Here is a 7,610-nt window from a genome sequence, read left to right on the forward strand (position 1 = left end):
CCCAGCGGGAGCAAGCTCCCTCGCCACAAAAGCTCTCTACTACAAAGGAATCAGCTGAGGGGTGATGATCGTTCCCACGCTCTGCGTGGGAATGCAGCCCGGGACGCTCCGCGTCCCCATTCAAAGGCCGAACGCAGAGCGCCCGCGGAAGCATTCCCACGCTCTGCGCGGGAATGATTGACTCACCGAACCGTGGCGAGGGAGCTTGCTCCCGCTCGGCTGCGCAGCAGTCGTAAGCCCGGAAAGTGCGGTCTACCAGACTCACCGCGACAAGCGCTTTTGGGGCCGCTTCGCTGCCCAGCGGGAGCAAGCTCCCTCGCCACAAAAGCTCTCTACTACAAAGGAATCAGCACTGTGATGATCGTTCCCACGCTCTGCGTGGGAACGATCAGCTGAGGGGTTAGCGCTGTTTGAGACGGTCGATCACCACCGCCAGCAACAGGATCGAGCCGCGGATCACGTACTGGTAAAAGGTGTCGATGTTCTTCAGGTTCATCGCGTTCTCGATGATTGCCAGAATCAGCACCCCGGCGATCACGTGCCGGATCATGCCAATCCCGCCGCTCAACGAAACCCCGCCCAGTACACACGCAGAAATCACCGTCAGCTCGAAACCCTGGCCGATCATCGGCTGACCGGAGGTCATGCGCGAGGCGAGGATCACCCCGGCCAACGCACCGATCACACCGTGCACGGCGAAGATGATGATCTTGGTCCGGTCAACGTTGACCCCGGCCAGCAGCGCCGCTTCCTGGTTCCCGCCGATGGCCATGGTATTGCGGCCATAGGTGGTGTAGTTGAGCAACCAGCCGAAGAACAGGAAGCAGACGATCGTGATCAGGATCGGCACCGGCACGCCGAACAGTTGGCCGTTACCGAAGACGAAGAACGACTCCTGGGAAACGCCCACCGCTTTGCCGTTGGCAAAGATGTACGCCAGGCCGCGGACGATCTGCATCGTTGCAAGCGTGGTGATCAACGCATTGACCCGCAGCTTGGCAATCACGATACCGTTGATCAGGCCCACGATCAGGCCCATCACCAACGCCGCGCCGACGCCCAGCAACACGCTGTCGGTGTCGCGCATAACCACCGCCGCAACCACCCCGGCGCAGGCGATCACCGATCCCACCGACAGGTCGAAGTGCCCGGACGCCAGGCAATACAACATGGTGCACGCCGCGATCCCGGTCGTTGAAATCGCCAGCCCCAACCCGCGCATGTTCAGTGGCGAAAGAAAGTTGTCGATCAGCAAAGTGCAGAGCACGAAGATCCCTACGGCCGCCAGCAGCATCACCCAGTCATCGAGAAAGCGCCGCAAGTCCAGGGGTTTGCGCGCAGTCGGCAGGGTTTCGTTTTGGGTTGTCATCATAGTCACCTCTCAGTTCGCCACGCCGTCAGCGCGTTGGCGCGGCAAAGCCAGTTGCAGCAAGTTGGATTCATTGGCCTGTTCGCGGCTCAGTTCGCCACGCAGCGCGCCTTCGCACAGCACCAGGATGCGGTCGGAAATGCCCATCACTTCCATCAGGTCGCTGGACACCACGATCACCGAAATACCGTCCGCCGCCAGGTTATGGATGATCTGGTAGATCTCGGCCTTGGCGCCGATGTCGATGCCACGGGTCGGCTCGTCGAGCAGCAGGACTTTCATCGGCATCGACAGCCAGCGGCCGAGAATGGCCTTCTGTTGATTGCCGCCGGACAGGTACATGATTTTCTGTGCTGCGCTCGGCGTCTTCACTTTCAGCGCCTTGATCTGCTTGTCGGCATTGCCCTTTTCCCATAGGCCGCGCAACAGGCAACCGAAGGTGGAATGGGCGCCGCGTGCACTGATATTGATGTTCTCGGCAACACTGGAGAGCGGCATGATGCCCTCCTTCTTGCGGTCTTCGGGACACAGCAGAATCCCCGCCGAAATCGCGTCGCGGGGCGAGCGCAGTTTCAGCTCATGACCGCGCAACTCCAGGCGACCTGCCGTGTTGCGTTCCAGGCCGCTGAGCATCCGGAACAGCTCCGTGCGCCCCGCCCCAACCAGACCGAACAACCCGAGGATCTCGCCTTTGTGCGCTTCGAAGCTCACCGGTTCGCGCAGACCCGGGCCGAGCAGGCCGTCGACCTTCAACGCCACCGCGCCACGCGGGCGCGGGCGATAATCGTAGATGTCCTGGATGTCGCGACCGACCATGCACGTGACCAGGTGATCGTGGGTCAGCTCGCGCATGTCTTCGAAAGTACGCACGTAACGGCCGTCCTTGAACACCGTCACCGCGTTGCAGATACGGAACACTTCTTCCATGCGATGAGAAACGTAGAGCACCACTTTGCCTTCATCGCGCAGGCGGCCGATGATCGCCATCAAGCGATCGATCTCCCGCGCCGACAGGCTGCTGGTGGGTTCGTCAAAAGCTATGACATGGGCGCCACGGGACAGCGCCTTGGCGATTTCCACCAGTTGCCGCTGGCCAAGCGACAACCGCCCGACCTTCTGCTGCGGGTCGATTTCGTCGGCCAGGCCCTTGAGACAGGCCAATGCCTGCTGACGCAACGTGCTGCGATTGATCAGGCCGAAACTGGCCGGCAAATGTCCGAGAAACAGGTTTTCCGCCACGGTCATTTCCGGCACCAGGTGCAGCTCCTGGTGGATCACCGCGACGCCACTGCCGATGCTGTCGGCGGTGGATTTGAATGCCATCGTCTGCTCGCCGATCTGCAGATTGCCGCTGCTGGGGATGTAAGCGCCGCCGAGAATTTTAAGCAGCGTCGACTTGCCGGCGCCGTTCTCGCCCATCAAGGCGTGAACCTGCCCCGGATGAGCGACGAAGTTGATGTTGTCCAGCGCCTTCACCCCGGGAAAGGTCTTGCCGATCCCGTTGAAGCGCAAGCTGCCGCCTGCATTGTGTTGTATTTGTGTTTGCGCGTGCATAGCCCACCTCTTCACACAGAACGGGCGGCCCCGTTGCCGAGGCCGCCGATGAAATCAACCAGCCTTCAATTCCACAGGCCGATCTTTTCCAGTTCCTGCTTGAAGTTGTCGCGGGTGATCAGCGTTACGTCGTCCATCGCCGTGTATTTCGGCGGCTCTTTGCCGGCGGTGACCCACTCGTACATCATGCTGGCGGTGTTGTAGCCTTCGATGTGCGGGCTCGGCAGCATCGAACCGAAGAAGCCGCTGTTGGGCTTTTTCAGTTCGCCGATGGCGTCGGTGCCATTGATGCCGATGCCGATCACGTTCGCTGCGGTAAAGCCGGCGGCTTCCGTGGCACGCACGCCGCCGAGCACGGTGTTGTCGTTCATGCCGCCGATGATCAGGTTTTTCGCCGCGCCCGGCAGTTTCACCAGCGCCGAGTTGGTAGCGTCCATGCTGCCCGGTACGTCGAGGGTTTTCAGGGCGGCGAACAGGATATGGTCTTTTGGCATGCCGGCATCTTCCAACGCCTTGACCGAACCGTCGGTGCGTTTCTTGCCGGTGTCGAGTTCGTTGTAGGTGTTGATTACCGCGTAGGTGTCTTTCCATTCCCAGCCGCGTTTTTTCGCCTCGGTGGCCATGGCGCTGCCCTGCTTCTGGCCAACTTCAAAGGCGGCCATGCCGAGGTACGGCACCTCTTCCATGAACTTGCCGCTGGCATCGACAAAGCGGTCATCCACAGCAATCACTTTCAGGCCGTTGAGCTTGGCCTTGGCCATGATTGCAGGACCGAGTGACACATCCGGCGGGCAGATCACGAAACCCTTGGCGCCGTTGGCCGCCAGGCTGTCGATGGCCGACAGGGTTTTCTCGCCGTCCGGCACGGCGATTTTGATCAGGGTAAAGCCCTTGTCCTTGCCGGCCTTTTCGGCAAACGCCCATTCCGTCTGGAACCAGGGCTCTTCCGCTTGCTTGACCAGAAATCCGATTTTCACCTCTTCAGCCGCCAGCAGCGTGCTGCTCAGGCTGACCGCCGAAACCGCCAGGGCGGCACAGCACAGGGTTCGGATGGCATGACGACGATTCATAAGCTGACTCCTTGTTATTTTTCTTGAGCGTTCTTTGAAAGCCATAAGGCGGTGTAGCCGTACTACTAATAGTCATATCGTATGATGATTGGATTTCAGGCGTAATTTTCCACCTCAATCCGTTCATTCAGTCGTGGTACATCACCGAGCGACCACCATCGATGGTGATGCAGGATGCGTTGATGAACGGCGCTTCATCACTGGCCAGGAATACAGCCGTCATGGCCACTTCTTGCGGCTGGCCGATGCGCTTGGGCGGATGCAATTCCAAAGCGCGCTGACGCTCAGCGCGTGGATCGGCAAAACCGTTCCAGTAGTCGACGTTCAATTGAGTCTCGATGTAGCCCGGGGCGATGGCGTTGATCCGGATACCTTTGGGTGCGTATTCGATCCCCAGGGCACGGGTCAGGCCGAGCAAGCCGTGCTTGGCCACCGGATAGGGAAAACAGCCCGGAATGATATGAGAAGAATGAGTGGACGCGATGTTGATGATGCTGCCGACGCCTTGCTCGATCATCTGCGGCAATACAGCCTTGCAGCCGAACCAGGCGCCATCGAGATCAATGGCGAAGCAGCGGCGCCAGTCCTCTTCGGTCATTTCCAGTGGGTCACGAAACACGTTGACCCCGGCACAGTTGACCAGCACGTCGATCCGACCGTGACGTTCTACAGCCAGTCTGGCCATGGCATGCAGATCTTGCTGTTGCGAAACGTCGGCCTTGATCGCCAACACATCAGCCCCTTGGCCTCGCCAATACGCGGCGACTGCTTCGACTTTCCCGGCCTGGATATCGCTGATGATCAGCTTGGCCTGTTGCGACGCAAAAGACCCAACAATCGCCTCGCCGATGCCCTGGGCGGCGCCGGTCAGCAGCACTACCTTGTTTTTCAGACGCTCGCCCTTGGGCGGAGTGGGCGCCGCCGGTAAAGAAAGGGGTTCAGCCATGGATCGCTGCATCACTTCACCTGTTTTGTTTTTTTAAGTGTGAGTGCGTGTAACTGATGGAGCCGACTATAAACCCGGCCCGCAGATAATCTCAATATATATATTTGCATCCCATATTTAGGGATTTATCCCGAGAACCGAGTACACAGCTTTCCTGGCACGTCCACCCGAATCGCTAAAACCGCCCCATCCAGCGGGTGACCGAGCGGGCTCGCGGCACTGGTGATGTACAGGGTTTTCAGATCGGCATCGCCGAACACACAACTGGTCGGACGGCTGACAGGCAATTCGATTATCCGATCGACTTTGCCGTCCGGCGTCAGCCTGAGCAGGCAGCTGCCGTCCCAGCGGGCGTTCCAGATAAATCCCTCGGTATCCATCGCCGAGCCGTCCGGGCCGCCGCGTGCATGAGGGCCGAACCAGGGTTGCGCGGGCTCAAGATTGCCGTCGGTGCGGATGAAGTGCCGATACAACGTGCCGTCCAGGCTGTCGCCGAAATACACGGTGGTCGCGTCATCGCTCCACAGCAGCGTGTTGGGAATGCCTGATCCGCGCAGCAACGGCGTCACCCGCGCATCGCTATCGATACGGAACAACCCGCCCGAGCGGCGCTCGATGGGCAAGTCTTCGCCCTGTTCGCCGATGTTGTTTTGCATGGTGCCAAGCCAGAGCCGACCCTGAGCATCGCAGCGGGCTTCGTTGGCGCGGTTGCCCGGTTGCGGATCGGCAACGCACAACAGCGTCAGCCGCGGCTCGAGCCCTGGGGAATCAAGATCAAGGCGGTACACGCCGCTGCTCAACGTCACCAGAGCATCACCGCTTTCACAGGGGATAAACGCAGAAACATGCTCCGGCATCTGCCAGATCTGCACATTCGCGCCGATCAGCCGCAACGCTTGCTTGCCGGCGATATCCACCCAGTACAACGCCTGGGTCGGCGCATCCCAGAAGGGGCCTTCGCCTAGCTGTGCCCGGTGTTCGGTGACCGCGGTCAACGTCATGAAACCTCCTGCATTGTTATTGTTTTTATCCGTGGTGCTTTTTGTCAGCCCGCTTTTTTATCGGCCATGACTTGCGGGTAATAGCGCTTGATCGCCAGGTCGGCGTTATCGATCAGGGTCATGCAAGCCCAGACGCCCCGCGCGGCATCCCGGGCGGCGATGGCATCGGCCATGTCTTTATGAATGGGCAAGGTGCGGCGCAGTTCGTCGGGGTCGGCAGCGGACACTTCGAAACACACCGCCAATAGCGCACCGAGGGCCGGGATCATTTGTTCAATGAATTGGTTGTGGCTGGCTGCAAGAATGCACTCATGGAATATCTGATCCGCGCGGTTGTAATCGACACCGCTTTCCACCGCCCTTTCCAGCGCGTTGTAGGCCAGCAGCACGGCTTTAACCTGCTCGGCATTCGCCCGTTCGCAGGCCCAGCGCACGGCCATGGGCTCGATGGTGCGACGCAGGTCGAGCAAGTCATCGACGAAGTTTTCCGGCAATCCGCTGCGTGACAACCAGCCTACGACTTGTGGATCGAAGAGATTCCAGCGCCGCACCGGCAACACCCGCGTGCCGACTTTCGGCCCCACTTCGAGCATGCCTTTGGCAACCAGAGTCTTGATGGCTTCGCGAATGACGGTGCGGCTGACCCCGAGCTGCTCGCCGAGATCGGCTTCGACCTTGAGCGTTTCCCCGGGTTTGATCTGCCCGGTCGCGATCCAGCAACCCAGCCAATCGACCGTCGACGCATGAAAGCTGCTGGACATGGACACCTCAAAGCCGTTCGCAATGGATGTCCACGCTAATCATCATATGATTGGTTGTCAATTTGATTTTTGAACACACAACCCCCAGTAGGAGCGAACCTGCTCGCGATGGCGATGTAACAAGCAACCAGGATGTTGAATGTCACGACCTCATCGCGAGCAGGCTCGCTCCTACAGGGTTTTGCGTCAGGGCTCGAGGCCAATGGGGAAGAACTCGCCGCCGCTCCAAACACCCAGCCAACGCTGCCCGTCCAGTTCGCGGCTCACCGCCAGTTCCACCAATTGATAGAACACATTGCGATGGATCAGCGCTTCGAGATTGGTGCGCACATGCACATAGGGCGCGGGTTCTTGTGTGAGCGGATCAATCACCACGCGAATCGGGTGTTCAGCACCGGCTTCGGTGGTTTCGTCGACATTGGTGGTGAAGCGCAAAACCTGCTGTTCACCCTCGCCTTCCACGTCCACGGCAATCGCCACAAACGGCGCGTCATCGACTTTGATGCCAACCTTTTCAACCGGGGTAATCAGAAAGTAATCATCGCCGTCGCGGCGAATGATCGTGGAGAACAGCTTGACCATCGGCTTGCGTCCAATCGGCGTGCCCAGGTAGTACCAGGTACCGTCCCGGGCGATGCGCATATCGATATCGCCGCAGAAGTCAGGGTTCCACAAGTGGACCGGTGGCAAGCCTTTGGTCTTGGGGATTTGCCCCAACAGGTCGTTGGCTTTTTGCGGGCCACTCATGGCGTTCTCCTTGAAATTACTGATCGCTGAGGCCCAACAGGCCACGAGCATATTGCTCCAGTGGCGGGCCCATCAGGTCTTCGGGTTTTTCGTCGTGGAACGTCAGCAAACCGCCACGACTCTTGATACGTGCAGTATCAATCAAATACTGGGTGCTGGTCT

Annotated in this window: 8 protein-coding genes; all 8 read right to left on the minus strand. The window is 59.5% G+C overall.

The features are described 5' to 3' along the window. Positions 1-400: 400 nt before the first annotated feature. Complete coding sequence (gene araH / locus D8U69_RS09795) at positions 401-1,369, minus strand: L-arabinose ABC transporter permease AraH (RefSeq protein WP_056856300.1); 969 nt, start codon at positions 1,367-1,369, stop codon at positions 401-403. Positions 1,370-1,381: 12 nt separating this feature from the next. Further along, positions 1,382-2,923, minus strand: a complete 1,542-nt coding sequence (gene araG / locus D8U69_RS09800) for an L-arabinose ABC transporter ATP-binding protein AraG (protein WP_130904423.1) — start codon at positions 2,921-2,923, stop codon at positions 1,382-1,384. Positions 2,924-2,988: 65 nt separating this feature from the next. Continuing rightward, positions 2,989-3,993 (minus strand): substrate-binding domain-containing protein, encoded by a 1,005-nt coding sequence (locus tag D8U69_RS09805; protein WP_130907210.1) that lies wholly within the window; start codon positions 3,991-3,993, stop codon positions 2,989-2,991. Positions 3,994-4,120: 127 nt separating this feature from the next. After that, positions 4,121-4,939: an SDR family oxidoreductase gene (locus D8U69_RS09810; RefSeq protein WP_130907211.1), complete on the minus strand. Its 819-nt coding sequence runs from the start codon at positions 4,937-4,939 to the stop codon at positions 4,121-4,123. Positions 4,940-5,064: 125 nt separating this feature from the next. Continuing rightward, positions 5,065-5,940, minus strand: coding sequence for an SMP-30/gluconolactonase/LRE family protein (locus tag D8U69_RS09815; protein ID WP_056855922.1), 876 nt, complete (start codon positions 5,938-5,940; stop codon positions 5,065-5,067). A gap of 44 nt (positions 5,941-5,984) precedes the next feature. Further along, positions 5,985-6,701: a FadR/GntR family transcriptional regulator gene (locus tag D8U69_RS09820; RefSeq protein WP_056855923.1), complete on the minus strand. Its 717-nt coding sequence runs from the start codon at positions 6,699-6,701 to the stop codon at positions 5,985-5,987. Between the two features lie 186 nt (positions 6,702-6,887). Continuing rightward, the gene (locus tag D8U69_RS09825) at positions 6,888-7,448 is read right to left on the minus strand and encodes a DUF1285 domain-containing protein (RefSeq protein WP_056855924.1); all 561 of its coding nucleotides are present in this window, start codon (positions 7,446-7,448) and stop codon (positions 6,888-6,890) included. A gap of 16 nt (positions 7,449-7,464) precedes the next feature. Next, the coding region (locus tag D8U69_RS09830; RefSeq protein WP_130907212.1) for a DUF4823 domain-containing protein at positions 7,465-7,610 on the minus strand (146 nt) is incomplete at its 5' end.

The organism is Pseudomonas sp. Sample_16 (genome assembly GCF_004307665.1).
In the GTDB taxonomy this organism is placed as follows: domain Bacteria; phylum Pseudomonadota; class Gammaproteobacteria; order Pseudomonadales; family Pseudomonadaceae; genus Aquipseudomonas.

What these genes read in the sequence shown, in the direction of transcription:
- D8U69_RS09805 (WP_130907210.1), bottom strand. Translation starts at nt 3,993, where the DNA reads ATGAATCGTCGTCATGCCATCCGAACCCTGTGCTGTGCCGCCCTGGCG.
- araH (WP_056856300.1), bottom strand. Translation starts at nt 1,369, where the DNA reads ATGACAACCCAAAACGAAACCCTGCCGACTGCGCGCAAACCCCTGGAC.
- D8U69_RS09825 (WP_056855924.1), bottom strand. Translation starts at nt 7,448, where the DNA reads ATGAGTGGCCCGCAAAAAGCCAACGACCTGTTGGGGCAAATCCCCAAG.
- D8U69_RS09810 (WP_130907211.1), bottom strand. Translation starts at nt 4,939, where the DNA reads ATGGCTGAACCCCTTTCTTTACCGGCGGCGCCCACTCCGCCCAAGGGC.
- araG (WP_130904423.1), bottom strand. Translation starts at nt 2,923, where the DNA reads ATGCACGCGCAAACACAAATACAACACAATGCAGGCGGCAGCTTGCGC.
- D8U69_RS09820 (WP_056855923.1), bottom strand. Translation starts at nt 6,701, where the DNA reads ATGTCCAGCAGCTTTCATGCGTCGACGGTCGATTGGCTGGGTTGCTGG.
- D8U69_RS09815 (WP_056855922.1), bottom strand. Translation starts at nt 5,940, where the DNA reads ATGACGTTGACCGCGGTCACCGAACACCGGGCACAGCTAGGCGAAGGC.